General features: G+C 74.5%; 26 protein-coding genes and 1 pseudogene. 17 read left to right on the top strand and 10 right to left on the bottom strand.

The features are described from left to right. Positions 1–35: 35 nt before the first annotated feature. From selA to QWJ41_RS15520, 3 genes are all read left to right on the top strand, one after another. Complete coding sequence (gene selA / locus QWJ41_RS15530; RefSeq protein WP_302709309.1) at positions 36–1,340, top strand: L-seryl-tRNA(Sec) selenium transferase; 1,305 nt, start codon at positions 36–38, stop codon at positions 1,338–1,340. A 5-nt stretch (positions 1,341–1,345) separates the two neighbouring features. Further along, positions 1,346–3,121, top strand: a complete 1,776-nt coding sequence (locus QWJ41_RS15525) for a selenocysteine-specific translation elongation factor (protein WP_302709308.1) — start codon at positions 1,346–1,348, stop codon at positions 3,119–3,121. A gap of 135 nt (positions 3,122–3,256) precedes the next feature. Continuing rightward, a complete protein-coding gene (locus tag QWJ41_RS15520) occupies positions 3,257–4,171 on the top strand; it encodes an SGNH/GDSL hydrolase family protein (protein WP_302709307.1) in 915 nt (304 codons plus the stop codon). 50 nt (positions 4,172–4,221) lie between these two features. Here the strand turns inward: QWJ41_RS15520 and QWJ41_RS15515 are convergent, their stop codons facing one another. The 3 genes from QWJ41_RS15515 to QWJ41_RS15505 form a co-directional block, all read right to left on the bottom strand. After that, positions 4,222–5,955, bottom strand: a complete 1,734-nt coding sequence (locus tag QWJ41_RS15515; protein WP_302709306.1) for a CapA family protein — start codon at positions 5,953–5,955, stop codon at positions 4,222–4,224. Positions 5,956–6,019: 64 nt separating this feature from the next. Beyond that, positions 6,020–6,610 carry a copper resistance CopC family protein gene (locus QWJ41_RS15510; protein WP_302709305.1) on the bottom strand — a complete coding sequence of 197 codons (591 nt, stop codon included), beginning with the start codon at positions 6,608–6,610 and terminating at the stop codon, positions 6,020–6,022. Between the two features lie 88 nt (positions 6,611–6,698). Further along, positions 6,699–7,505, bottom strand: coding sequence for a sensor histidine kinase (locus QWJ41_RS15505; RefSeq protein WP_302709304.1), 807 nt, complete (start codon positions 7,503–7,505; stop codon positions 6,699–6,701). A 35-nt stretch (positions 7,506–7,540) separates the two neighbouring features. Between QWJ41_RS15505 and QWJ41_RS15500 the strand changes: the two genes are divergently transcribed. Continuing rightward, complete coding sequence (locus QWJ41_RS15500) at positions 7,541–7,909, top strand: Crp/Fnr family transcriptional regulator (protein WP_302709303.1); 369 nt, start codon at positions 7,541–7,543, stop codon at positions 7,907–7,909. On the opposite strand, the gene QWJ41_RS15495 is transcribed toward QWJ41_RS15500, so the two are convergent. Beyond that, positions 7,898–8,596: a TVP38/TMEM64 family protein gene (locus tag QWJ41_RS15495; protein WP_302709302.1), complete on the bottom strand. Its 699-nt coding sequence runs from the start codon at positions 8,594–8,596 to the stop codon at positions 7,898–7,900. The two genes, QWJ41_RS15500 and QWJ41_RS15495, sit on opposite strands and share 12 nt — an antisense overlap. Before the next feature lie 36 nt (positions 8,597–8,632). Between QWJ41_RS15495 and QWJ41_RS15490 the strand changes: the two genes are divergently transcribed. Further along, positions 8,633–9,052 (top strand): DUF1801 domain-containing protein, encoded by a 420-nt coding sequence (locus tag QWJ41_RS15490; protein ID WP_302709301.1) that lies wholly within the window; start codon positions 8,633–8,635, stop codon positions 9,050–9,052. Here QWJ41_RS15490 and QWJ41_RS15485 read toward each other — a convergent pair. From QWJ41_RS15485 to QWJ41_RS15475, 3 genes are read right to left on the bottom strand one after another with little or no spacing between them, the layout of a single operon-like run. After that, positions 8,973–9,641: a glycine cleavage system transcriptional repressor gene (locus tag QWJ41_RS15485; protein ID WP_302709300.1), complete on the bottom strand. Its 669-nt coding sequence runs from the start codon at positions 9,639–9,641 to the stop codon at positions 8,973–8,975. The two genes, QWJ41_RS15490 and QWJ41_RS15485, sit on opposite strands and share 80 nt — an antisense overlap. Positions 9,642–9,682: 41 nt before the next feature. Further along, positions 9,683–9,949, bottom strand: a complete 267-nt coding sequence (locus tag QWJ41_RS15480; RefSeq protein WP_302709299.1) for a metal-sensitive transcriptional regulator — start codon at positions 9,947–9,949, stop codon at positions 9,683–9,685. Further along, positions 9,949–10,371: a DUF302 domain-containing protein gene (locus QWJ41_RS15475; RefSeq protein WP_302709298.1), complete on the bottom strand. Its 423-nt coding sequence runs from the start codon at positions 10,369–10,371 to the stop codon at positions 9,949–9,951. Before QWJ41_RS15475 ends, QWJ41_RS15480 begins: the two co-directional genes overlap by 1 nt. Positions 10,372–10,524: 153 nt before the next feature. On the opposite strand from QWJ41_RS15475, the gene QWJ41_RS15470 reads away from it, so the two are divergent. The 10 genes from QWJ41_RS15470 (at position 10,525) to trxA (ending at position 18,785) form a co-directional block, all read left to right on the top strand. Then, positions 10,525–10,827, top strand: a complete 303-nt coding sequence (locus tag QWJ41_RS15470) for a rhodanese-like domain-containing protein (RefSeq protein WP_193667602.1) — start codon at positions 10,525–10,527, stop codon at positions 10,825–10,827. Positions 10,828–10,835: 8 nt separating this feature from the next. After that, complete coding sequence (locus QWJ41_RS15465; protein WP_302709297.1) at positions 10,836–12,221, top strand: MBL fold metallo-hydrolase; 1,386 nt, start codon at positions 10,836–10,838, stop codon at positions 12,219–12,221. A 2-nt stretch (positions 12,222–12,223) separates the two neighbouring features. Continuing rightward, positions 12,224–13,048 (top strand): sulfite exporter TauE/SafE family protein, encoded by an 825-nt coding sequence (locus tag QWJ41_RS15460; protein ID WP_193667604.1) that lies wholly within the window; start codon positions 12,224–12,226, stop codon positions 13,046–13,048. Positions 13,049–13,079: 31 nt separating this feature from the next. Continuing rightward, positions 13,080–15,251: an MMPL family transporter gene (locus QWJ41_RS15455; RefSeq protein ID WP_302709296.1), complete on the top strand. Its 2,172-nt coding sequence runs from the start codon at positions 13,080–13,082 to the stop codon at positions 15,249–15,251. 67 nt (positions 15,252–15,318) lie between these two features. After that, positions 15,319–15,519, top strand: a complete 201-nt coding sequence (locus QWJ41_RS15450; protein WP_193667606.1) for a DUF8730 family Cys-rich protein — start codon at positions 15,319–15,321, stop codon at positions 15,517–15,519. Positions 15,520–15,627: 108 nt separating this feature from the next. Then, positions 15,628–16,296, top strand: a complete 669-nt coding sequence (locus tag QWJ41_RS15445) for an ArsR/SmtB family transcription factor (RefSeq protein WP_302709295.1) — start codon at positions 15,628–15,630, stop codon at positions 16,294–16,296. Then, positions 16,293–16,766 (top strand): hypothetical protein, encoded by a 474-nt coding sequence (locus QWJ41_RS15440; RefSeq protein WP_302709294.1) that lies wholly within the window; start codon positions 16,293–16,295, stop codon positions 16,764–16,766. Before QWJ41_RS15445 ends, QWJ41_RS15440 begins: the two co-directional genes overlap by 4 nt. Continuing rightward, positions 16,763–17,506, top strand: a complete 744-nt coding sequence (locus tag QWJ41_RS15435; RefSeq protein ID WP_302709293.1) for a DsbA family protein — start codon at positions 16,763–16,765, stop codon at positions 17,504–17,506. The genes QWJ41_RS15440 and QWJ41_RS15435 overlap by 4 nt, the downstream gene beginning before the upstream one ends. Beyond that, entirely contained in the window at positions 17,503–18,390 is an 888-nt protein-coding gene (locus tag QWJ41_RS15430) for a cytochrome c biogenesis CcdA family protein (protein ID WP_302709292.1), read from the top strand. The genes QWJ41_RS15435 and QWJ41_RS15430 overlap by 4 nt, the downstream gene beginning before the upstream one ends. Positions 18,391–18,419: 29 nt before the next feature. Next, positions 18,420–18,785: a thioredoxin gene (gene trxA, locus QWJ41_RS15425; RefSeq protein WP_193667611.1), complete on the top strand. Its 366-nt coding sequence runs from the start codon at positions 18,420–18,422 to the stop codon at positions 18,783–18,785. A gap of 19 nt (positions 18,786–18,804) precedes the next feature. On the opposite strand, the gene QWJ41_RS15420 is transcribed toward trxA, so the two are convergent. From QWJ41_RS15420 to QWJ41_RS15410, 3 genes are read right to left on the bottom strand one after another with little or no spacing between them, the layout of a single operon-like run. Continuing rightward, positions 18,805–20,295, bottom strand: a complete 1,491-nt coding sequence (locus QWJ41_RS15420; RefSeq protein ID WP_302709291.1) for a multicopper oxidase family protein — start codon at positions 20,293–20,295, stop codon at positions 18,805–18,807. Further along, entirely contained in the window at positions 20,292–20,462 is a 171-nt protein-coding gene (locus QWJ41_RS15415) for a hypothetical protein (RefSeq protein WP_302709290.1), read from the bottom strand. Before QWJ41_RS15415 ends, QWJ41_RS15420 begins: the two co-directional genes overlap by 4 nt. Further along, positions 20,459–20,833: an ArsR/SmtB family transcription factor gene (locus QWJ41_RS15410; protein ID WP_193667614.1), complete on the bottom strand. Its 375-nt coding sequence runs from the start codon at positions 20,831–20,833 to the stop codon at positions 20,459–20,461. Before QWJ41_RS15410 ends, QWJ41_RS15415 begins: the two co-directional genes overlap by 4 nt. A gap of 59 nt (positions 20,834–20,892) precedes the next feature. Between QWJ41_RS15410 and QWJ41_RS15405 the strand changes: the two genes are divergently transcribed. Together QWJ41_RS15405 and QWJ41_RS15400 are read left to right on the top strand one after the other, a co-directional pair. Beyond that, on the top strand, positions 20,893–21,234 hold the full coding sequence (locus QWJ41_RS15405) for an NADH-quinone oxidoreductase subunit A (RefSeq protein ID WP_204797296.1): 342 nt from the start codon (positions 20,893–20,895) through the stop codon (positions 21,232–21,234). A gap of 38 nt (positions 21,235–21,272) precedes the next feature. Then, positions 21,273–21,731, top strand: a pseudogene (locus QWJ41_RS15400) (hypothetical protein); the annotation flags it as partial.

Below are 21,731 nucleotides of genomic sequence, written 5' to 3'. Positions count from 1 at the left end.
AGCAACCGTCGCCCAACCGTCGCCGGAGGACCGCCGTGGAGGACGCCCGACGCCGGGTCCCGCGCACCGACGCCGTGCTGGGCGACCCGGCCCTGGCGCCGGCCCTGGCCCGCCTGGGCCGGCCGCGCGTGAAGGCCGCGGTCACGGCGGCGCAGGCTGCCTGCCGCGAGGGCCGCCTGGCGCCCGACGAGGTGGTCGCCGCGGTCCTCGCCGACCTGCCCGCCGCGCCGGTGTCGATGCGACGGGTGCTCAACGCCACCGGCGTGGTCGTGCACACCAACCTGGGGCGGGCACCGCTGTCGGCGGCGGCCGTCGAGGCCCTGGCCCTGGCGGCCGGCGCCACCGACGTCGAGCTCGACCTCGAGACCGGGCTGCGCGGACGGCGCGGCGCGGCGGCCCTGGCCGCCCTCGCCGCCGCCGTGCCCGACGCCGGCGGCGTGCACGTGGTCAACAACGGCGCCGCCGCGCTGGCGCTGGTGACCTGCGCCCTCGCGGCCGGGCGCGAGGTCGTGGTCTCACGCGGCGAGCTCGTCGAGATCGGCGACGGCTTCCGCATCCCCGAGCTGATGGAGTCGCTGGGCGCGCGGCTGCGCGAGGTCGGCACCACCAACCGGGTGCGCCGCGAGGACTACGAGCGGGCGGTCGGCGACCGCACGGCGTTCGTGCTCAAGGTGCACCCCTCCAACTTCCGGGTCGAGGGCTTCACCTCCGCCGTGCCCGTCGAGGGGCTGCAGGGCCTGGGCGTGCCGGTCGTGGCCGACATCGGCTCGGGGCTGCTGGCCCCGCACCCCCGGCTGCCCGACGAGCCCGACGCCGCGACCACGCTGCGCGCGGGCGCCGACCTGGTCACGGCCTCGGGCGACAAGCTGCTGGGCGGCCCGCAGGCCGGCCTGCTGCTCGGCGAGGCCGGGCTCGTGCAGCGGCTGCGGCGCCACCCGTTCGCCCGCGCGCTGCGCGTCGACAAGCTGACCCTGGCCGCGCTCGAGGCCACCCTGACCGGTCCGGTGCCGCCGGTCGCGGCCGCCCTGGCCACCCGGCCCGAGGAGCTCCTCGAGCGGGCCCGGCGGCTGGCCGCGGCGATCGGCGCGCCGGCCGAGGCCGTGGTCTCGCAGGGCCACGTGGGCGGTGGCGGCGCGCCCGGCGTGCCCCTGCCCAGCGCCGCGGTCGCCCTGCCGCACCGGCTGGCCGCACCGCTGCGCCACGGCTCCCCCGCCATCGTCGGCCACGTGCACGACGGGCGGCTGCTGCTCGACCTGCTGGCGCTGCCGCCCGACGACGACCACACCGTCGCCCACGGCGTACGCCGCCTGCTCGCGCACGACGCCGAGGGCGGTCGCTAGTGCACGTGGTGGCGACCGCGGGCCACGTCGACCACGGCAAGTCGACGCTGGTGCGCGCCCTGACCGGGGCCGACCCCGACCGGCTGGCCGAGGAGAAGCGGCGCGGGCTGACCATCGAGCTGGGCTACGCGTGGATGGACCTGCCGGGCGCCGGCGAGGTGGCCTTCGTCGACGTGCCGGGCCACGAGCGGTTCGTGTCCACGATGCTCGCCGGGGTCGGGCCGGTGCCGGTCGCGGTGCTGGTCGTGGCCGCCGACGACCCGTGGATGCCGCAGACCGCCGAGCACCTGGCCGTGCTCGACGCCCTGGGCGTGCGGCACGGGCTGCTGGTGGTCTCGCGCGCCGACCTGGCCGACCCTGTCCCCGCCCTGGCCCGAGCCCGTGACGAGCTCGCCCGCACCGGCCTGGCCGGGGTGCCGCACGTCGTGACCCGGGCCGGCGACGAGGCCGGGCTCGGCGCCCTGCGCCAGGAGGTCGGGGCCGCGCTCGCACGGGTGCTCAGCGACGTGCCGTCGCCCGACCCGGGTGCCGACGTGCGGCTGTGGGTCGACCGGGTCTTCCACGTGCGCGGCACCGGCACGGTCGTCACCGGCACCCTGCCCGCCGGCACCGTGCGCGAGGGCGACGAGCTCGCAGGCCCGGGCGGGCCGGTGCGGGTGCGCCGCGTCGAGTCGCTGGGCCGCCGTCGCGACGCAGTGAGCGGGGTGGCCCGGGTGGCGCTGGCGCTGGTCGACCGCTCCCCCGGCGCGGTGGCCGCCCTGGGCCGCGGCGACGCGCTGCTGAGCCCCGGTGCCTTCCTGGCGGTCGACCAGGTCGACGTCGCGGTCAGCGGCCCCGACCTCGACGCCCTGCCCGAGCGTCCCCTGCTGCACGTCGGCTCGGCCCAGCTCGAGGTGCACGCGCGTCCGCTGGCCCCCGGGCTGGCCCGGCTGCGGCTCGACCGGCCGTTGCCGCTGCGCGTCGGCGACCGCGCGGTGCTGCGCTCGACCGGTGACCGGGTCGTGCGTGGCGTCCGCGTGCTCGACCCGCGGCCGCCCTCGCTGCGCCGCCGCGGTGCGGCCCGGGCACGGGCGGTCGACCTCGCCGGCCTCGACGGGTCCACCGCCGCCGACCTGCGGGTGCGCGGACTGGCCCGCGACGCCGACCTGCGCCGCGCCGGGCTAGACCCCGCCCGTGCTCCGGCGGGCTCCGTGCGTGCCGGCGGGTGGGTGCTCGACCCGGCCCGGGCGACCGCGGCCCTGGAGCTGGCGTCGGCGGCACTGGCCGACCCCGGGGCCGCCGACGGGCTGGCGCCCGCCGAGCTCGCGAAGGCCGCCCGCCTGCCCGACCCCGCGCTGCTCGAGCCGGTGCTGCGCGGGCCCGGCGGACCCCCCGGGGCCCGTCTGGAGGACGGCCGCTGGCGCACCGGCACTCCCGGGGCGCCCGACGTCCCGGCCGACCTGGCCCCGGCGCTGGCACTGCTGCAGGACGAGCTCGCGGCCGGGCCGTTCGTCGCGCCCAGCGCCGACCGGTTGCGCGAGCTGGGCCTCGACGCCCGGGCGCTGGCCCGCCTCGACCGGGCCGGCGCGCTGCTGCACCTGGGCGGCGGCGTGGTGGTGCGCGCCGGCGCCGACGCGCAGGCGCTGGCGGTGCTGGGCGAGCTCGACCAGCCGTTCCCCGTCACCGCCGCCCGTACCGCCCTGGGCACCAGCCGCCGGGTCGCCCTCGCACTGCTGGCCCACCTCGACAAGGGCGGGCGCACCGTGCGCCTCGCCGACGACACCCGCCGCCTGCGCACCTGACCGCGAGCCGGCGCCAGTTCCTGCGACTGCGTCCGCACCATGGGCGGGGTGTGGCCCACGCCACTGCACCGGCCTACTCTTCGCGAGCCGCCACCGCCGCACCTCGTGCACACCCGCCGCCCGCCTGGAGTCTCCGTGTCCCGTCGCCCCGCCCTGCTCGCCACCGCCGCCCTCGCCCTGGTGGGCGCCCTGCTGCCGTCGGGCACCACCGCCGTCGCCGACCCGTCCGAGCCGGCGATCGCCGAGCGCGCGGGCCTGCGCTACGTCGCGATGGGCGACTCCTACAGCGCCGCCTCGGGCGTGCTCCCCCTCGACCCGGCCGCCCCGGCGCAGTGCCTGCGCTCGCTGCGCAACTACCCCCACGTGCTGGCCGAGGCCGTCGGCGCCCGGCTCACCGACGTCTCCTGCGGGGCCGCCGACACCGGCGACTACCGCGGCTCGCAGCACCCCGACGTGGCGCCCCAGCTCGACGCGCTGGGCCGGCGCACCCGGCTGGTCACGATGACCATCGGCGGCAACGACAGCAGCGTGTTCATCAACTCGATCCTGCAGTGCGGCGCCGCGGGGGTCACCACGGCCGGCCAGGGCAGCCCCTGCAAGGACCAGTACGGCGACTCCTTCACCGACACCATCCGCCAGACGACCTTCCCCGCGATCCGACGGGCGCTGCGCGACGTGCACCGCCGGGCGCCGAAGGCCGAGGTCGCGATCCTGGGCTACCCGTGGATCATGCCGGAGCGGGTCGGCTGCTACCCGCTGATGCCGGTCGCCCGGGGCGACGTGCCCTACCTGCGCACCATCCAGCGCACCCTCAACAACGCGGTCAAGCGCGCTGCGAAGGCCACCGGGTCGACGTACGTGAACCTCAACAGGGCCTCCGACGGCCACGACGCCTGCCAGCTGCCGGGCACCCGGTGGGTCGAGCCGGTGCTCGCCGGCACCAACCCGGTCGTCGTGCACCCCAACGCGCTCGGCGAGGAGCAGATGGCGCGTCGGACGATGAAGGTCCTCGGCCTGCCGGGCACCATCACGCCCTCCCCGCTGCCCTGACCCGCTGACCTGACCCGCCGACCTGACCCGCTGGCGGCCGGCGGGCGCGCTCACGGCGCGGTGAAGTGCTGGTAGTCGGGCCGGCTCCACACGCCGCCCCACGACCAGCCGATCCGCTCGAAGGCCCTGGTCACCACGTCGTCGCGCCGGACCACCCCGGGCGCGGTGTCGGCCCCCGGCGCCCGCGAGACCTCCGCGAAGCGGCGTCCCGCCGGTGGCTGCACACCGGTGCCGGTGACGTAGGGGTTCTCGCGCGGGTTGATGTCGATCGCCTCGCCGAACGCGTGGCGCGACCAGCGCCGGGTGCCGGCCACGCGCCGGCAGTTGTAGCCGGAGGTGTTGTCGGCCGCCATCGACCGGTCGTCGTCGCCGCCGTAGGCGCTGACCAGGCGCATCCGGCGGATCGGGAAGCCGGCGTCGTAGAGCTCGCGGAAGACCCCGACCACGTCGACGGCGTGGTCGCGGTGCACCACGATCTCGCCGGTGCGCGCGCGGCCCTCGAAGTCGACGTGGCTGACGGTGAGGTGCCGCAGCCGGCCCAGCGGCACCGGGCAGCGGTCGGGGTCGTGGCTGCTGCGCATCCGGCGGGCCAGCTCGGGCCCGATCCGCCGCACGCTCGCGTCGTACGCCGGCAGCCCGGCCTGCTCGGGACCCGACTGCGGCGCGCGGAGCTCCTCGCCCGGCAGCGGGGCGAGCCGGGTGCAGGAGCGCAGGTCGCGCCACCGGGCGACGCCGTCGGCGCGGGCGCGGCCCCGGAGCAGCCGCGGCTGGCCGCCCCCGGCCGGGATCGTCGCCGGCCGGAACGTCTCGTGGCGCACCTCGCCGTCGACCACCCGCAGCCGCAGCACACCGGTCTGCGGGCGGCGGCCGTGGTACCAGAGCAGGTTGCCCAGCCCGTAGCCCACGTAGGTGTCACCGAGCATGCCGGCGCCCTGCAGCTCGTGGGCGTGCGCGCCCACGACGACGTCGGCGCCCGCCTCGGCCAGCGCGCCGGCCAGGCGGCGCTGGTCGTCCGTCGGGCAGCGCGCGCCCTCCTGCCCCCAGTGCAGGTAGACCACCACGAGGTCGCCGGCCCGGTCGGCGCGGCGCACCGCGGCCAGCAGCCGCCGGGGCGGGTCCTGGCGCGCCGTGGCCAGACCGGGGCTGTCGGCGCCGGCGGCCCAGATGCCGTCGGCGCTCTCGCGGGGGGAGGCGTCGGCGGCCAGCACGGCCACCGTGGTGGCCCCGACCTCGACGCGGTGGGGGCGGTGGGCCTCACGCGCGTCACGGCCCACACCGACCACCGCGACCGGGGCGTCGCGGGCGGCCCGCAGCGTCCGGCGCAGCCCGGCGCGACCGTGGTCGGCGCCGTGGTTGTTGGCCATCGAGACGACGTCGACGCCGGAGCGGGCCAGCAGGTCGAGCGCTGCGGGAGGGCTGCGGAACCAGTACCTGTCGTCCGGGCTCTCCAGCTCCTTGCGCGTCGGCGAGGCCCGGGTCGCCAGCGCGCTCTCGAGGTTGACGATCGCCACGTCGGCCTCGCGCAGCACCGTCGAGACCGGACCGAGCGTGGCGCGGGGCCGGTCCAGCAGGGCGCGCACCCCGGCCTCGAAGTGCACGTCACCCCCGATCGCCAGTGTGACGACACCGCTGGGCCCGCGCGCGTCGGTACTGCCGGACCGGGGGCGCTCGCGGACGTCGGCGCCAGGCCCGTCGTCGTGCTGACGAACGGCGAGGCCCAGCACGGTGACGACGAGCGCGCACACCGCCACCCCCACAGTGACGCGGCGCCGGTGTCGGGACATGTCGTGACCTCCCCCGCCATCCTCCGCGGGCCTCCAAGCCGGCACGCTGGACCCGACCGACCAGCTAGTCGCCCGGACCGGCGTCGGCACGCGGACCCCGGGCCCGGTGGCCACCGACCCTCATGGCCAGCAGCGCGAGAGCCACCACCGCCAGGACCAGCACGACCGGGTGCGGGAGGGGGACGCCCTCGCCGGGGTCGGCGACGGCGACGTCGAAACCATTGCCGGCGGAGACCGGCCGTGGGGTCTGTGCCGGGGGCGCTGTGGGGGGCGCTGTGGTGCCGGTGACGGTGAAGTCGAACGAGCCCACGACCGCGTGGCCGTCCAGGCCGACGACGCGGTAGCCGACCGTGTGCACACCGGGCGCCGTGACGCGCACCGACTGCTCGACGTCCGCTCCGCTCACGCTGGGGCCACCGTGGGAGACGGTGCGGCCGTCGCCGTCCTGCACGACCACCTCGGTCCGGCGGGGGTCGAGCGGGGCACCGAAGACGAGCACCACCCGCGAGACGTCGGCACCGACCCGGTCACCCTCGCTGGGCGTGCTGGCGACGAGCCCGGTGTGGGCCGACGCCGGAGCACCGATCAACGCTGCGAGGGTGACGACCGCCGCCACGACCAGCACGACCGGCACGCTCGACCTCTGCCACCTCATCTGCTTCTCCCTCCGTCGCCGCGACGTGACGACACCGCCGGCCGCTCTCGCCCCAGCCTCGTGCCGCGACCTTGGGGACAGGTTGCACTCACCGCGTCGAGAGCGACGCAGGGAAGGCGGCGCTCAGCTCGGTGCCGACCGGGGCGACCGACGCCAGGTCCAGGCGCCCGCCCAGGTCGCGCACGGCGTCACGGAGCAGCCGCAGCCCCAGGTGGCCCTCGGCCTCCGCGTCCCGGCCCGGGACGGGCCCCCGACCGTCGTCGCTGACGCGCACCAGGACCAGCCCGCCGCTGCGGCCTATGTCGACGCTCACGTGCTCGGCCTGGGCGTGCTTGACGACGTTGCGCACCCCCTCGCGGACGACGCGGTACGCCAGGCGCGCGGCATCCGACGTGAGGCCCAGGTCGGCAGCGACGCGGACCTCGGCCTCGATGGCCCCTGCCGTCGCCTCGTTGGCGACCAGCTCCTGCACCGAGCTGGCGAGCCCGTCGCCGTCGAGGTCGGGAGGGTGGATGTCGACCAACAGCTGACGCAGCTTGGAGACGTCGTCGCACACCAGGTCGGTGAGCCTGTCGAGGACGCCCCGGACACCGGGGGCCTCCGCCTCCGGGGGCAGGGCAGCCGCCACCGCCGGCAACGCGTACCCCATCCCCGCCAGGTCCTGGACGACCCCGTCGTGCAGCACCGCGGCGATGCGGCGGCGCTCGAGGTCGGAGGCGAGCAGGACGTGACGCAGCAGCCTCGCCCGTCCCTGCTCGGCGTGCTGCACGCGCCGGCCGAGCGTCAGCGCGAGCGGCAGCACCACCACCAGGAACAGCACCAGCGACCCGACTGCCAGGCCCACGAGCAGGACCACGAGCTCGTCGGCGTCACGCTCCATCTGCTCCGTGGCCATACGCCGAGGCGCTCGACGACGTCACCGTGTGCGTGATGAGCCGCAGCGACGTACGCCGCCTGCTGCTGGCCGACCCGCGGGTCGCGGCACGCATCTCCGAGATCCTCGGCCGGCGCCTGGCCGCCCTCGAGCAGCGGCTGTCCGACACCGTCTTCAAGAGCGTCCCGCAGCGGGTCGGCGAGACGCTGCTGCCCCTGGCCTCCCAGCGCAGCCTCGGGCGGGCGCCGGTCGTGCAGGTCACCCACGAGCAGCTCGCCGCGCTGGTCGGCACCTCCCGCGAGACCACCACCAAGGTGCTCGGCGAGCTGGCCGCGCGCGGCGTGGTCGGACTGGGTCGCGGGCGCATCACCGTGCTCGACCCCGACGCCCTGCGCGCGCCCTGGCCCGACGGCTCAACCGGCTGAGCGTCCCCTCGGCGCGCCGCCCCGTAGCATCCGTCGCCCGACGAGCGCGGCCAGGACGGTCAGCGCCACCAGCACCGCGAGACCCACGAAGAGCCGCTCGGGGCTGGTGCCGAAGGCACCCAGCGCAGCGTAGGCGATGGTGCCGGGCACCATCCCGATGGCGGTGCCGAGCAGGTAGGCGCCCAGGCCCAGCGGCACCAGGCCCGCCGCGTAGTTGATGGCGGTGTAGGGCACCACCGGCACCAGCCGGACCGCGACCACCGCGACCAGCCCGTGCTCGCGGAACAGCGCGTCGACCCGGTCCAGGCGGCCCCCGACCAGCCGGTCGACCGCGTCACGCCCCAGCAGCCGGCTGAGCCAGAAGGCGACGAGCGCGGCCAGCATCGCCGCACCCCACGCCAGCACCGCGCCGACGACGAAGCCGAAGAGCACCGCCCCCAGCGCGGTCATCAGCCCCTTGGGCGTGGGCAGCAGCGCGAGGGCGGCGTACCCCAGCAGGAAGGCGAGGGGGCCCCACGCGCCGGCCTCGTCGACCCGGTCGCGCAGCGACGACACCTCGGGCACCCGCCCGGTCGCCCAGGCCAGCACCAGCGCCAGCACCAGGGCCCCCAGCAGCGCGAGCCGTACGACGCTGCCGCGCGCCGGGCGCGTCACGGGCGCCTGCGTGGCGTCGTCGGTCGGGTGCACCCCGCCACGCTAGCCGGGTCTGCGAGCATCGTGCCCATGGCCGACAGGGACACCCGCAAGACCCAGCCGACCGACGCCGACGTGGAGGCCTACCTCGACTCCGTCGAGCAGCCGCGCCGCCGCGAGGACGCCCTGGCGGCGCTGGCGCTGATGCGCGAGGTCAGCGGCGTCGAGCCCCGGATGTGGGGCGCCTCGATGGTCGGGTTCGGTCGCCAGGACTACACGACCGCCGACGGCAAGCAGCACCAGTGGTTCGCGATCGGCCTGGCGCCGCGCAAGGCGGCGCTGACGCTCTACGGCCTGACCTACTACGACAGCAACGCCGACCTGCTCGAGCGGCTGGGCCCGCACACGACCGGCAAGGGCTGTCTCTACGTCAAGCGCTTCGAGGACCTCGACCACGAGGTGCTGCGCGAGCTGGTCGCACGCTCGTGGGAGGCCAACCACTCGGACTGAGCCGGCTCGGCGCGAAGTTCGGGCCGACTCGGCGCGAGATTCGGGACGGGTCAGCGCGAGATTCGGGACGGGTCAGCGCGAGGTCGACCATCAGCTCGGCGGCGAGCCGCTCGAGGTCGGCGCGGACCTCGGCGTCGGCGCCGGGAGGCATCCGCAAGGTGGCGCGGGCCTCGAAGAGGGTGCCGCCGCCCATCGGGGCGTCGACGACGTCGGTGAGCAGCTCCTCGATGCCCACGCCGCGCGCGGCGAGGGCCGAGGAGATCTCGGCGACGATGCCGGGGTGGTCCTGGCCGACCAGGTGCAGGGTGAAGGTCGCGGGGGCCTCGTCCCGGGCGTCGGCAGCACCAGCGGGGCCGGCGTCCTCCACGCGCACGAAGAGGCCCTCGGCGGCGAGCGCCGCGAGGGCCTCCTCGAGGCCGGTGCGCTGGGTGTCGGGCACCTCGACCAGCGCGATGCCGGCGAACTTCCCCGCCAGGCGAGTCAGCTGGCTGCGCTGCCAGGACCCGCCGCGGGCCTCCACGAGCGCGGAGACGGCCGAGACCAGCCCCGGCCGGTCGTCGCCGATGACGGTCAGCAGCAGGGAGGCCATGGCCGCAGGCTACCGCCCGCACGGGCCCCGGCCGGCGCGGCTCAGGCCAGCGCCAGGAAGAGCTTCTCCATCTTCTTGACGTCGACCCCGTCGAGGTCGTCGTCGTTGGCGGTCAGGCACTGCTGCAGGCCGGTGGCCACGATGGCGTAGCCGGCGCGCGAGAGCGCCTTGTTGACCGCAGCGAGCTGGGTGAGCACGGACTCGCAGTCCGAGCCCTCCTCCATCATCCGGATCACGCTGGCCAGGTGGCCGTTGGCGCGCTTCATCCGGGTGATGATCGCCTTGATCTCGTCGGGCTCGAGCTCCATCAGGTGGTTCCTTCCAGGGAGGCGAGGGCCTTCGAGAGACGCTCGCGGGCATCGGTGGCGACGCTGCGGATCGCGTCGCCGGCAGGACCGTCGGCGTCCCCGAGTCCCACCGACATCATGACGTCGGGGTCAAAGGCCTCCACCACGGTGGTGGTGTCGTCGAGCGCGCGCACGACCACGTTGCAGGGCAGCAGCGCGGCGATCGAGGGCTCGACCTCCAGCGCCTGGTGGGCCAGCTGGGGGCGGCAGGCGCCGAGGATGACCTGGGGCGCGACGTCGACGTCGAGCTTCTTCTTGAGGGTTTCGCGCAGGTCGATCTCGGTCAGGATCCCGAAGCCGGCCTCGGAGAGCTGCTCGCGCACCGCCGCGACGGTCTCGTCGTACGGGCGGTCCAGGGTGGTGCTGATCGTGTAGCTGCTCATGGACGTCCTCTCGTCGAGTCGTCACCCGGACGGGTGACGTGGCTGCTTGCTCCACGAACTATACATCCCCCTAGGGGGTTGTGCTAGGTTGGCAAGCATCCCCCCCAGGGGTTCGAGAGCGAGCCCTCCCGACCACTTCGCAGAGGAGACGACATGCGAGAGATCGACATCGACCAGGCCGCCGCAGCGCTCGAGCAGGGCGCCACCGTGGTGGACGTGCGGGAGCCCTCCGAGTACGCCGACGGCCACCTGCCCGGCGCCGTGAACATCCCGATGGGCCAGCTGCCCGGCCGCACCGACGAGCTCGACAAGGAGACCACCACCTACGTGGTCTGCGCCTCGGGCAACCGCAGCGGCGCGATGACCGACTTCCTGACCGGATCGGGCTTCGACGCCGTCAACATCGCCGGCGGCACGTCCGCGTGGATCCGCGCCGGCCGTCCGACCGAGAAGTGAGGAGCACCATGAGCGAGCACACCCAGCAGGACGAGCTGACCGTGCGGGTCATCGAGACCTCCACCCTCGGCGACCGCAGCTACGTCGTCCACGACGGCGAGGTCGCCATCGTGGTCGACCCGCAGCGCGACATCGACCGGGTCCTCGAGATCCTCGAGTCCGACGGCGTGCGGCTCACGCACGTCTTCGAGACCCACATCCACAACGACTACGTGACCGGCGGGCTCGCCCTGGCCCGCGAGACCGGCGCCGCGTACCTCGTCAACGGCGAGGACGACGTCTCCTTCGAGCGCACCCCCGTCGCCGACGGCGAGGTCGTCGAGGTCGGCGACCGGATCGCGGTGCGCGCCATCGCCACCCCCGGCCACACCTTCACCCACCTGTCGTACGCCGTCACCGACGGCGGCGAGCCGTTCGCCGTCTTCACCGGCGGCTCGCTGCTCTTCGGCGCGACCGGCCGGCCCGACCTGATGGGCCCCGAGCACACCGACGCCCTGGTGCGCCACCAGCACGCCTCGGCGCACAAGCTGGCCGAGGAGCTGCCCGACGAAGCCGAGGTCTTCCCGACCCACGGCTTCGGCTCGTTCTGCTCGGCCACCCAGAGCGACGCGACCTCCTCGACCATCGGCCAGGAGAAGTCGCAGAACCCGGTGCTGACCCAGGACGAGGAGACCTACGTCCGCGAGCTGCTCGACGGCCTGGGCGCCTACCCCGCGTACTACGCGCAGATGGGCCGCCGCAACGCCGAAGGCCCCGACGCCCCCGACCTGAGCACCCCCGAGCGCGCCGACGCGGCCGAGCTGCGCCGGCGCATCGAGGCCGGCGAGTGGGTCGTCGACCTGCGCAACCGCACCGCCTTCGCGGCCGGTCACGCGCCCGGCACGGTGAACTTCGGGCTCGACGGCGGGTTCGCGACGTACCTGGGCTGGCTCATCGAGTGGGGCACCCCGGTGACCCTGCTCGGCGAGAGCGCCGACGACGTCGCCGAGGCCCAGCGCGAGCTGGTGCGCATCGGCATCGACCGCCCGGCGGCGCACGCCACCGGCGGCCCCAAAGACTGGAGCGACCGCGACCTCGGCAGCTTCGAGACCGCCACCTTCGCCGACCTCGCCCAGGTGCGCCACCACCGTCCGGTGGTCGTGCTCGACGTCCGTCGTGTCGACGAGCACGAGAAGGCCGCCATCGACGGCGCCGTGAACATCCCGATCCACGAGATCCCGCGGCGCGTCGACGAGGTGCCCGAGGGCGAGGTCTGGGTGCACTGCGCCGGGGGCTACCGCGCCTCGGTCGCCGCGTCCTTCCTGGCGGCCGCCGGTCGCGACCTGGTCTCGATCGACGACAGCTTCGAGAACGCCGAGAAGGTCGGCCTGCACCTGGTCGGCCCCGAGGCCTGAGCGTGACCTTCGTCCTCGCCGTCGCCGCGGGCGCGCTCATCGGGCTGTCCCTGGGCGCGCTCGGCGGCGGCGGGTCGATCCTGGCCGTGCCGGTGCTGGTCTACCTGCTCGACCAGTCGGCCACGCAGGCCACGACCGGCTCGCTGGTGGTGGTGGGGGTGACGTCGCTGGCCGGCGCCGTCTCCGCGCACCGCCAGGGCAACGTGCTGCTGGGTCGCGGCGTCGTCTTCGGCGTCGTCGCGATCGGCGGCGCGGCCGCCGGCGCCACCGGTGCCGCCCTGGTCAGCGACGACGTGCTGCTGGCCTGCTTCGCGGCGCTGATGCTGCTCGTGGGCGCCCTGATGGCCTGGCGCCGGCTCGCCCACAGCGACCCGACGAAGCCCGACCGGGGCGGCCGGCCGGGTCTCGACGACCCGATCATCACCTTCAGCCCCACCTTCGCCTGCAACTGCCCGCGCGCACTCAAGGTGCTCGTCACCGCCACCGTGGTCGGCCTGCTGACCGGCTTCCTCGGCGTGGGCGGCGGCTTCCTGGTCGTGCCGGCGCTGCTGCTGGCCCTGGCGCTGCCGATGACGTACGCCGTCGGCACGTCGCTGGTGGTCATCACCATCACCTCGGCCTCGGCCCTGGTCGTGCGTGCCGGCGCCGGCGCCGCTCCCGACTGGTGGCTGGTCCTGGCGCTCACCATCGCCTCGTCCATCGCGGCCGTGCTGGGCGCCCGCCTGGCCGACCGGATCGACACCGACAAGCTCCAGGGAGCCTTCACGCTCCTCGTCCTGGGCGTCGCGGTCTACACCGCCGCCCGCGCCTTCCCCGCACTGCTCTGACCCACAGACCTGACTCACAGAACGGACCCCCATGAGCACCACCACGACCCCGGCCCACAAGGCCGGGACCCCGCCCGACGAGACCGCACCGCCCTCGGCCGGCCCCCTGGGCCGCCTGGGCCTGTGGGTCACCAGCCACGGCAAGCTCGTGGCGATCGTGTGGGCCCTGCTGATCGTCGGGCTGGGCGTCTTCGCCCCGCAGGTCGAGAAGAACCTCTCCGGTGCCGGTTGGCAGGCCGACGGCTCCGAGTCCGTGGCCGCGCGCGAGCTGGCCCGCGACAGCTTCGGCGGCAACGCCTCCTCGGCGATCCAGGTCGTCGTGCACTCCGACGAGGGCCCGGTCACCGAGGGTGAGGGCAAGGCCGTCATCGCCGAGGTCACCGCGATCCTCGAGGACGAGCCGCGCATCGCCGACGTGATCGCGCCCCAGCCGGGCGCAACCCTGTCGGAGGACGGCTCGACCGCCATCGTGCTGGCGGGCGCCGGCGTCGACACCAACGAGATGGTGCGCGTCGCGACCGACATCAAGGAGGAGCTGCAGGGCCTGTCCACGGACACGGTCCAGGTCAACCCGACCGGCTCGTCGCTGCTGTGGTCGGACTTCAACGAGGCCAACCTCGAGGCGATGCTGCAGTCCGAGCTGATGTCGTGGCCGGTGACCATGGCCATCCTGGTGCTGGCCTTCGGCGCCCTGGTGGCTGCCGGGCTCCCGCTCATCCTGACCCTGTCCGGCCTGGTCGCCTCGGCGGGCTCGCTGGTGCTGATCAACGAGCTGGTGCCGGTCTCGATCTGGGCGATGAACTTCGCGATGATGTTCGCCCTCGCGCTGGGCATCGACTACGCGCTGTTCCTGGTGGTGCGCTACCGCGCCGCCCGGGCCGCGCGGCCGCACGACAAGCCGTGGGCGATCGCGCAGATGATGGACACCGCCGGCAAGGCCGTGCTCCTCTCGGGCCTGACCGTGCTGGTCTCGCTGTCCGCGGTGATGATCGTGCCCTCGCCCTCGTTCCGCTCGATGGCCGGCGGCATCATGCTCTCGGTCGTCTTCATCCTCGCCGCCACGCTGACCCTGCTGCCACTGGTGCTGCACAAGCTCGACGACAAGATCAACAAGGGCGCGCTGCCCTGGTCGAAGTCCGGTGAGCACCGCTCGCCGCGCTTCGAGGCCTGGGGCGAGCGGCTGTGGAAGCGCCCGCTGGTCTGGGGCCTGGCCTCGCTGGTGGTCCTGCTCGCGCTCGCAGCGCCGATCATGGGCCTGAAGACCGCGATGCCCTCGATCAAGGTGCTGCCCGAGGAGTCCTCGGCCCGGGTCGGCTACGACCTGGTGCAGGAGTCGTTCGGTGAGGGCGCCCCCGGCACCCTCCAGGTGGTGGCCGACGCAGCCGACGCCGACGAGACCGCTGCCACCCTGCAGGCCGACGAGGGCATCGCCGGCGCGATGCCCCCGATGCCGGCCAGCGACGACAGCGACCTGGTGCTCATCCAGGCCGTCCCGACCGTCGACCCGTCCGACCCCGAGCTCGGCGAGACCGTCGACCGGCTGCGGGGCGACCTGCCGGAGTCCGCGCTCGTCGGTGGCGCCGCGGTCGAGAACCTCGACCTCAAGGACCAGCTCGACGAGTCCACCCCGCTGGTGATCGGCATCGTGATGGTGCTCGGCTTCCTGCTGCTGCTCTTCGCCCTGCAGGCACCGCTCATCTCGCTGCTGGGCACCCTGGCCAGCCTGCTCTCGACGGCCGCGGCCTTCGGCGTGGCCCGGCTGATCTTCCAGGAGGGCTACGGCGCCGACTTCCTCGGCTTCGAGCCCCAGGGCTTCCTCGACGCCTGGGCGCCGGTGTTCTTCTTCGCGATGATCTTCGCGATCGCGATGGACTACACGGTCTTCCTGCTGGCCTCGGCCAAGGAGCACTACGAGCGCACGGGCGACCCCAAGCAGGCGATGGTCGGCTCGCTGGCCCACTCGGGCCGGGTCATCTTCGCGGCCGGCGCGGTGATGGTGGCGGTGTTCTTCACCTTCGCCCTCTCCGGCCCGATCCCGCCCAAGGAGATGGGTGTGGTGCTCGGCATCGCGGTGCTGCTCGACGCCTTCCTGGTGCGCCTGGTGCTGCTGCCGGTGATGCTGCGCCTGACCGGCAAGGCCGCCTGGTACACCCCGGCCTGGCTGCGCAAGGTGCTGCCGAACATCACCTTCGCCCACGACTGATCCCCCACCACGACTGATCGACGATCAAACGACGACTGCGGCCGAGGCCGCGGGAAGGAGAGGCACCATGTGCCGCCCCACCACCTGCAAGACCTGTCAGAAGACCACCTGGGCCGGCTGCGGCAACCACGTCGCCCAGGTCAAGGCGAGCGTCCCCGCCGGCCAGTGGTGCCCCGGGCACTCCCAGGCCGAGCTCCGCGAGGCGCGCGAGGCGGCCAAGGGCGCCGGCTCCCAGGGCGGCTGGTTCAGCCGCCTGCTGGGCCGCTGACGCACCACCGCACGTGACCCGAGGGGCCGGCGGGAGGGAGACCTCCCGCCGGCCCTTGCGCGTCCCCACGCCTCGGGTACGGTCTTCCAAAGATCATTGGAGGAATGGATGGACGACGAGCGACGCAGCTCCCTCTTCGACGAGCTGGGGGTGGTCGGCAAGGCCTTCGCCAGCCCGCGCCGCCTCGAGCTGGTCGACCTGCTGGCCCAGGGCGAACGCACCGTCGACGCGCTGGCCCGCGCCGCGGGCATGGGCGTCACCACGGTCTCGGCCCACCTGCAGGTGCTCAAGCTGGCCAACCTGGTCAGCACCCGGCGCGAGGGCACGCGCGTGCACTACCGCCTCGCCGGTGACGACGTCGCGGCTCTGTACGACGCCCTGCGCACCGTGGGCCGGCACCGCTCGGCCGACGTAGAGCGCGCCCTGGCGGCCTACCTCGACGTGCCCGGCTCCGGCGAGGTCGGCCTGGTGACCCGCGACGACCTCGCGGCGGCCCTCGACGAGGGCAGCGCCGACGTCATCGACGTGCGCCCCGTCGAGGAGTTCCTCGCCGGGCACGTGCCGGGGGCCCGCAGCGTGCCGCTGGCGGAGCTGGCCACCGCGGTCGACGACCTGCGCGCCCGTGGCCCGGTCATCGCCTACTGCCGCGGCGCGTTCTGCGTGATGGCCCACGACGCGGTGCGCATCCTGGCCGCCGCCGGCATCGATGCCCGCCGCCTCGAGGACGGGATGCTCGAGTGGCGCACCCACGGGCACCCCGTCGAGGTCGGCGCATGACCGCCTGGACGCCGCGCCGGTGGGGCGCCGCCGCCGTGGCGAGCCTGGCGTTCGCGCTGGTCGTGGCCGTGCCCACCGACCTGGTCGACACCCCGGTCTTCGGCCGCGAGGTGCCCCCGACCTGGTGGGCCTGGCCGTCGCTGGTCGTCTCCTCGCTGCTGGCCGGCCTGCTGGTGGCGACGTACGTCGCCGCGCCGGAGCAGCAGGGCCCCGACCCCGCCGGGCGGGACGGCTGGATCGGCGGCACCCTCACCTTCTTCGCCGTCGGCTGCCCGGTCTGCAACAAGCTCGTGCTCCTCGCTCTGGGCAGCGCCGGCGCGATGACCTGGTTCGAGCCCGTGCAGCCCCTCCTCCAGCTGGTCGCCGTCGCCCTGCTGGCCTGGGCGCTGCAGCGCCGCCTGGCCGGCGAGCGCAGCTGCGCCACCCCCACGAACGTGCCCGCCACCACCGTCCGGAGTGATCCCTCGTGACCCGCAAGCGCACCTCCCCCGTCGTTCCCCTCGCCGTGGCCGGCATCGCCGCTGTCGCCCTGGTCGGCGTGCTCGTCGGCACCGGCGGGTCTGACGACTCCGAGCCCGACGCCGGCGCCCGCGCCGAGGTCACCGACACCTCGCCCCAGGTGGCGCCGGAGGACGACCCGCTCGCCCAGCTGCCGCGCCGGGAGAAGGGCGACCCGATGGCCCTCGGCGACGTGGACGCCCCCGTCGTGATGGTCAGCTACTCCGAGTTCCAGTGCCCCTTCTGCGGGAAGTTCGCCCGGGACACCGAGCCGGAGCTGGTGGAGCAGTACGTGGAGGACGGCACCCTGCGCATCGAGTGGCGCGACTTCCCCTACCTGGGCCAGGAGTCGGCCACCGCCGCCCTGGCCGGACGTGCCGCTGCGGCGCAGGGCAGGTTCTGGGAGTTCCACGACGCGATGTACGCCGACCAGCCCAGCCCCAACAGCGGCGCGATCGACCAGGCGTACCTCGACGCCATCGCCGAGGAGATCGGGCTCGACGTCGCCGACTTCCGCCGCGACATGGCCAGCCCCCAGGCGCAGCAGGCGATGGCGGCGGACTTCACCGAGGGTCAGCAGATCGGGGTCACCGGCACCCCGGCGTTCATCATCAACGGCCAGCCGGTGATCGGTGCGCAGCCGACCGCGACCTTCGAGCAAGTCATCGAGGACGCCGCCGACGCTGCCGCTGACGACACCGCCTCCCGATGACCGAGATCGGCGTGGTCGCGGCCTTCGCCGCCGGCGTGCTGGCTCTGCTCTCGCCGTGCAGCGCGCTGCTGCTGCCGTCGTTCTTCGCCTACGCCTTCGCCGACGCCCGTGCCCTGGTGGCCCGCACGACGGTCTTCTACCTCGGCCTGCTGCTGACCCTGGTGCCACTGGGCACCGGCGCCGGCTTCGCCTCCGAGCTGTTCTACGGCCACCGCGGCACCCTCATCACGGTCGCGGGGTGGACGATCATCGCCCTCGGCGTGCTGCAGCTGCTCGGGCGCGGCTTCGCCGTGCCGTTCTCGGCGCGCCTGCAGTCGTGGGCGGGCTCGCGCAGCGGCAGCGGCTGGGCGTCGACGCTGGTGCTGGGCGCCGTGTACGGCCTCGCCGGCTTCTGCTCCGGCCCGGTGCTGGGCGCGATCCTGACGGTGGCCGCGACCTCCGGCTCGCCCTGGCAGGGCGGGGTGCTGCTGGCCGTCTACGCGCTGGGCATGGCCGCGCCCCTGCTGGTCCTGGCCGCGCTGTGGGACCGCTACGACCTGGGCCGCCGGCGGTGGCTGCGCGGTCGCACGCTGTCGTGGGGCCGCGTCAGCGTGCACACCACCTCCGCGGTCGCCGGCGTGCTCTTCATCGTCATCGGGGTCCTGTTCCTGCGCTACGACGGCACCGCGGGCATCACCGGCGTGCTGGGCGTCGACACGGTCGACCTCGAGTTCGCCGCCCAGCAGGCGATCGGCGAGTGGGCGGCCGCCATCCCCCTGTGGGTCGTGCCTGCCGCGGTCCTCGTCGTGGCCGGGCTCACGGCGCTGCGCCGGGTGCGCCGCGACGCGGGCGGGAACAACGACCAGGCGACACCTGTTGGGACCAGTAACCCCCCTAGGGGATGACCACTTCCGACCGAACAGGAGACCACCCGATGGCCACCACCGACCTGACCGCCGCCACGTTCGAGACCACCATCAGCGACAACGAGATCGTCCTGGTCGACTTCTGGGCCTCCTGGTGCGGCCCGTGCCGCCAGTTCGCACCGGTCTTCGAGAAGGCCTCGGAGGAGAACAGCGACATCGTCTTCGCCAAGGTCGACACCGAGGCCGAGCAGAGCCTGGCCGCCGCGGCCAACATCACCTCGATCCCGACGCTGATGGCCTTCAAGGGCGGCACCCTCGTCTTCGCCCAGCCGGGCGCCCTGCCCGCGCCGGCGCTCGGCGAGCTGATCGGGGCCGTGCGCGCCCTCGACGTCGAGAAGGCCAAGGCCGAGGCAGCCGCCCAGTCCGGCTCCTGAGGATTCCCTCGCGCCGGGCTCACCCCCCGACCCGGACGACGCCCATCATGCCGGCGTCCTCGTGGTCGAGGACGTGGCAGTGGTAGACGGTGCGGCCGGGCAGGTCGAAGGCCACCCGGACCGTCACCGTCCCACGCGCCGGGACGTTGACCACGTCGCGCCACACCGGGTCCTGCACCGGACCGTCACCGGCGTCGAGCACCTGCATCGGCCACACGTGCAGGTGGAACGGATGGTCCATCGAGCTGTCGTTGCGGATCGTCCAGTCCTCGACGGCCTCGAGGGCGACCTCCTGGTCGGTGCGGTCCGGGTCGAACGCGCGCCCTCCGAAGGTGAAGCTCATCCCGCCCATCCCCATGCCGGTCTCGAGGACGAGCTCGCGGCGGCGCGTGGGCTCCTGGCCGCGCAGGTCGCGCGCCGCCACGGGGCTGGGCAGGGGACGCCCGCCCCCGACAACGGTCCCCGCCACCTCGAAGGTCAGCAGGTCGACCGCATCTGACGCGGCTCCGTCGCCGCCCATCATCCCGCCCATCCCCGACTCACCCCGGTCGACCGGCACGAGCCGGACCGTGGTGGAGCCGGAGACCGCCGTCAGCACCATGTCGGCCCGGTTGCCGGGAGCCAGCACGACGGCCTCCCCCGCGCTGGGCTCGGTCAGCGGACCGAGGTCGCGTGCCACCAGGTCCAGCTGCTGGTCGCCGAGGTCGAGCTCCAGGTAGCGCGAGACGCAGGCGTTGACCACCCGCCACCGCTCCCGCTCGCCAGGACGCGCCTCGAGGACGGGCATCACCTGGCCGTTGGCCAGCACCAGGTCGCCCTCGCGACCCATCATCCGGTCCTGCATCGAGGCCCCCTTGAGGGACCCGGACTCGTCGAGGCTGATGTCGGAGACGACCAACACCCGCTCACGGGCCACCTCGACCTCCGCACCGCCGGCGGCGTCGGGGGGATCCTCGACCACGATGGCGCCGTACAGGCCCCCGAAGACCTGGTCGGCCACGTTGCCGTGGTGGTGGGGGTGGTACCAGAACACCCCCGGCGGGTGGTCGTCGGGCAACCGGTGCTCGTACTCGAACGACTCCCCCGGCTGCACGGCCACGAAGACGTTGTCGCCGTTGCCCTCCGGGGACACGTGCAACCCGTGCACGTGGAGGTTGGTGGGCGCATCGAGCCGGTTCACCAGCTCGATGCGCAGGGTGTCGCCCGGTCGCACCCGCAGCGTCGGGCCCGGCAGCCCGTCGTTGTAGCCGAGGACGTCGGCCCGTCGCCCCGCCACCAGGCGCTCCCCACGACCAGCCACGAGCCGCACGTCCAGGAGGCCCGACTCGCTGCTCACGACCGCCGGCTCCACCAGTGCCGCACCGGTGCGGGGCTCGAGGGCCGACTCCGGCCCGAAGCGCCACCAGCCAGCGGCTCCCGCGCCCCCCCCCAGCAGGCCGACGCCGCCGATCCGCAGCGCCCCGCGGCGCGTGACCCCCCGCTCCTGCGGACCCGACCCGCCGGCGCTCACCGCCGCCCTCGCGCCCACCACGCCACGACGGCGAGCAGGCCCAGCACGAGCAGCGTCACCAACCACGAGCGGATGTCGGCGACACCCCAGCCGCCGCTCTCGACGCCGGGGGTCCCCTGTGCCTTCACCAGGGCCTGAAGAATGACCACCAGCTCGCTCGGCATCACGTCAGGTCCTCCTCGGAGTGCGTGCCCATCTCTCCCAGCCGCAGCAGGCAGTGCTGGCGCAACGGCTCTGGGAACCCGTCAGCCAGTCGGTAGAACCCCATCCTTCCCTCGCGGCGCCGGCGCACCAGGCCAGCGGTGCGCAGCATCCGCAGGCCATAGCTGGCAGCGTCCTCGCTGACCTCCAGGGCGAGCGCCAGGTCGCCCACGCAGAGCTCCTCGGCGGCGTCGAGCGCGAACAGCAGGCGCATGCGGGTCGGGTCGGCGATCAGCGTGAGCACGCTGGTCACGTCGGAGGCGACCTCGGCGGACGGGAGCCGGTCACGGGCCCGTGCGACCGCGGCCCGGTCAACCGGATGGGTGTGGACGCTCATGTAGCTCCTCTCCTAGGCTTGTTCGCACCATCGTACGGACATGCGGAAGAGGAGGCACTGTGCTCGAGCTCGTCACCACGCTGGCACTGGTGGCCGGGGTGCTGCTCACCCTCCTCGTGTGGCACCGGGTCCTCACGGTGGACTCCACGCCGCTGCTGGTGCTGCCGCACACCTCAGGTCGGGTGCCGCTGCAGCACGCGCTGTCGCGCTACCACCCGCGCTGGTACGCGGCCAGCGTCGTCTTCCTGGCCTTCGACGTCGAGATGCTCTTCATGTACCCCTGGGCGGTCGTCGTCGAGGACCTCGGCCCCGGCGCCGTCATCGAGATGTTCGCCTTCCTGGCGATCCTGCTGAGTGCCGTTGCCTGGGCACGCCGCGAGGGGGCCTTCCGTTGGGCCTGAGACAGCTCCTCGTACGTGCCGCGACCAGCCGTCCGCGGGTGCTCGTGATCGAGATGCCGGGCGGCACGCAGGCACGGATGGCGGCCGAGCGCGAGCTCGACCGCCGCGGCTGGCCCCCCGGCACAGCGCCGGGGAGCGCCGACGTGCTGCTCCTGGCAGGCAGCGTGCCCGAAGAGCTGGCCAGCGCCGTCGACCTGCTCTGGGACCAGCTGCCGGGCCCCCGGACCCGGGCCTGTCCCACCGGCCCCGACGACGTCGTCGCCGAGCTCGACAGGGCCCAGGCGTCCCTGCGCGACGACCCGCAGCAGCGCCTCGACGCCCGCGAGCGCGACCGCGAACCCGCGGGCTCCTGGGTCGAGGACGACATGGACCACGGCGACATGGACCACGGCGACATGGACCACGGCGACATGGACCACGGCGACATGGACCACGGCGACATGGACCACGGCGACATGGACCACGGCGACATGGACCACGGCGACATGGACCACGGC

Origin of the sequence: Nocardioides cremeus (assembly GCF_030518195.1) — a bacterium.
In the GTDB taxonomy this organism is placed as follows: domain Bacteria; phylum Actinomycetota; class Actinomycetes; order Propionibacteriales; family Nocardioidaceae; genus Nocardioides; species Nocardioides cremeus.
The sequence above is the reverse complement of the archived record's forward strand: the minus strand, read 5'-3'. Positions and strand labels throughout refer to the sequence as shown.

Excerpts from the sequence above, each read along its gene's own strand:
- QWJ41_RS15515 (WP_302709306.1), bottom strand. The coding sequence starts at position 5,955 with ATGTCCCGACACCGGCGCCGCGTCACTGTGGGGGTGGCGGTGTGCGCG.
- QWJ41_RS15510 (WP_302709305.1), bottom strand. The coding sequence starts at position 6,610 with ATGAGGTGGCAGAGGTCGAGCGTGCCGGTCGTGCTGGTCGTGGCGGCG.
- QWJ41_RS15505 (WP_302709304.1), bottom strand. The coding sequence starts at position 7,505 with ATGGCCACGGAGCAGATGGAGCGTGACGCCGACGAGCTCGTGGTCCTG.
- QWJ41_RS15500 (WP_302709303.1), top strand. The coding sequence starts at position 7,541 with ATGAGCCGCAGCGACGTACGCCGCCTGCTGCTGGCCGACCCGCGGGTC.
- QWJ41_RS15490 (WP_302709301.1), top strand. The coding sequence starts at position 8,633 with ATGGCCGACAGGGACACCCGCAAGACCCAGCCGACCGACGCCGACGTG.
- QWJ41_RS15485 (WP_302709300.1), bottom strand. The coding sequence starts at position 9,641 with ATGGCCTCCCTGCTGCTGACCGTCATCGGCGACGACCGGCCGGGGCTG.
- QWJ41_RS15480 (WP_302709299.1), bottom strand. The coding sequence starts at position 9,949 with ATGGAGCTCGAGCCCGACGAGATCAAGGCGATCATCACCCGGATGAAG.
- QWJ41_RS15475 (WP_302709298.1), bottom strand. The coding sequence starts at position 10,371 with ATGAGCAGCTACACGATCAGCACCACCCTGGACCGCCCGTACGACGAG.
- QWJ41_RS15470 (WP_193667602.1), top strand. The coding sequence starts at position 10,525 with ATGCGAGAGATCGACATCGACCAGGCCGCCGCAGCGCTCGAGCAGGGC.
- QWJ41_RS15465 (WP_302709297.1), top strand. The coding sequence starts at position 10,836 with ATGAGCGAGCACACCCAGCAGGACGAGCTGACCGTGCGGGTCATCGAG.
- QWJ41_RS15455 (WP_302709296.1), top strand. The coding sequence starts at position 13,080 with ATGAGCACCACCACGACCCCGGCCCACAAGGCCGGGACCCCGCCCGAC.
- QWJ41_RS15450 (WP_193667606.1), top strand. The coding sequence starts at position 15,319 with ATGTGCCGCCCCACCACCTGCAAGACCTGTCAGAAGACCACCTGGGCC.
- QWJ41_RS15445 (WP_302709295.1), top strand. The coding sequence starts at position 15,628 with ATGGACGACGAGCGACGCAGCTCCCTCTTCGACGAGCTGGGGGTGGTC.
- QWJ41_RS15440 (WP_302709294.1), top strand. The coding sequence starts at position 16,293 with ATGACCGCCTGGACGCCGCGCCGGTGGGGCGCCGCCGCCGTGGCGAGC.
- QWJ41_RS15430 (WP_302709292.1), top strand. The coding sequence starts at position 17,503 with ATGACCGAGATCGGCGTGGTCGCGGCCTTCGCCGCCGGCGTGCTGGCT.
- trxA (WP_193667611.1), top strand. The coding sequence starts at position 18,420 with ATGGCCACCACCGACCTGACCGCCGCCACGTTCGAGACCACCATCAGC.
- QWJ41_RS15410 (WP_193667614.1), bottom strand. The coding sequence starts at position 20,833 with ATGAGCGTCCACACCCATCCGGTTGACCGGGCCGCGGTCGCACGGGCC.